Genomic DNA, 902 nt, shown 5'->3' with positions numbered 1-902 from the left:
GAAGTTAAGCTCACTTGTGCCGAAGATAGTTGGCTGGACACGGCCTGTGAAAATAGGTAGATGCCGGCTTCTCTCATCCATCAGAATATTGAAACCGTATTCTGATGGTTTTTATATGGCCCGTTGGTCAAGCGGTTAAGACAGAGGCCTCTCACGCCTTTAACATCGGTTCGATTCCGGTACGGGTCACCATATGCACCTCTAGCTCAGTTGGTAGAGCAACTGACTCTTAATCAGTGGGCCCAGGGTTCGAGTCCCTGGAGGTGCACCAACAGAAAGACGCAAGATCGAAAGATTTTGTGTCTTTTCTTTTTAGAAAAAAGGAGCTGCACATCTGTTTTTCCCCAGTGATGTTTGATGAAAACGGAAATTGCCTGGACAATGCGATTATAAAGGCCAATGATATTTTGGAAGATACTTTGATTGAAAAGTTTGACATGGATCCCATGAGAGCGTATCGGGAGCAGGAAACATGGGGAAAGGCCTGCCGAGAGCCTGCGGTGTATTCAGACTTAGTTCGTTTTGACGTGAAAAGCCATTTATACGAAACAAATAAAATCCTGCTTAAAAGCAATGCACGCATTGAAAAGAGGGAATGAACATGGTAAAATCAGCAGAAGTTAATGATTTGGAAGTGTTGACAAATCTGGCGGCGTTACTATGGCAGAATCATTCGGTAGAAGACTTATTTCACGAGTTTTCAGGGATTATGTCCAATGGAGAATCTCGTTTTTTCTTAAAGTATGAAAAGAATATTCCGATTGGTTTTGCACAATGTCAGTTGCGGCACGACTGCAAAAATCGGACGCTGAGCGACACCTGCACGGAGTTTTAGCGACACCCTGCCGGAGAGCCAGCGACACCTCACCGCCCTAAAGCGACACCCCTGTGGCACATATAAA

General features: G+C 45.0%; 2 protein-coding genes and 2 tRNA genes. All 4 read left to right on the top strand.

What is annotated here, in order from left to right:
• The first annotated feature begins 117 nt into the window (after positions 1–117).
• The 4 genes from B5F27_RS16310 to B5F27_RS16295 all read left to right on the top strand — a co-directional run bounded on the left by B5F27_RS16310 (position 118) and on the right by B5F27_RS16295 (position 835).
• A tRNA-Glu gene (locus B5F27_RS16310) sits at positions 118–192 on the top strand.
• Between the two features lie 3 nt (positions 193–195).
• Positions 196–271 (top strand) — tRNA-Lys (locus tag B5F27_RS16305).
• Complete coding sequence (locus tag B5F27_RS16300; RefSeq protein WP_144066575.1) at positions 264–599, top strand: hypothetical protein; 336 nt, start codon at positions 264–266, stop codon at positions 597–599. The genes B5F27_RS16305 and B5F27_RS16300 overlap by 8 nt, the downstream gene beginning before the upstream one ends.
• A gap of 2 nt (positions 600–601) precedes the next feature.
• Positions 602–835, top strand: a complete 234-nt coding sequence (locus B5F27_RS16295) for a hypothetical protein (protein WP_087369074.1) — start codon at positions 602–604, stop codon at positions 833–835.
• Positions 836–902 lie beyond the last annotated feature (67 nt).

The organism is Faecalibacterium sp. An192, assembly GCF_002160175.1.
Lineage (GTDB): Bacteria > Bacillota > Clostridia > Oscillospirales > Ruminococcaceae > Faecalibacterium.
This window is presented reverse-complemented; position numbering and strand designations above follow the sequence as displayed.

What these genes read in the sequence shown, in the direction of transcription:
- B5F27_RS16295 (WP_087369074.1), top strand. Translation starts at nt 602, where the DNA reads ATGGTAAAATCAGCAGAAGTTAATGATTTGGAAGTGTTGACAAATCTG.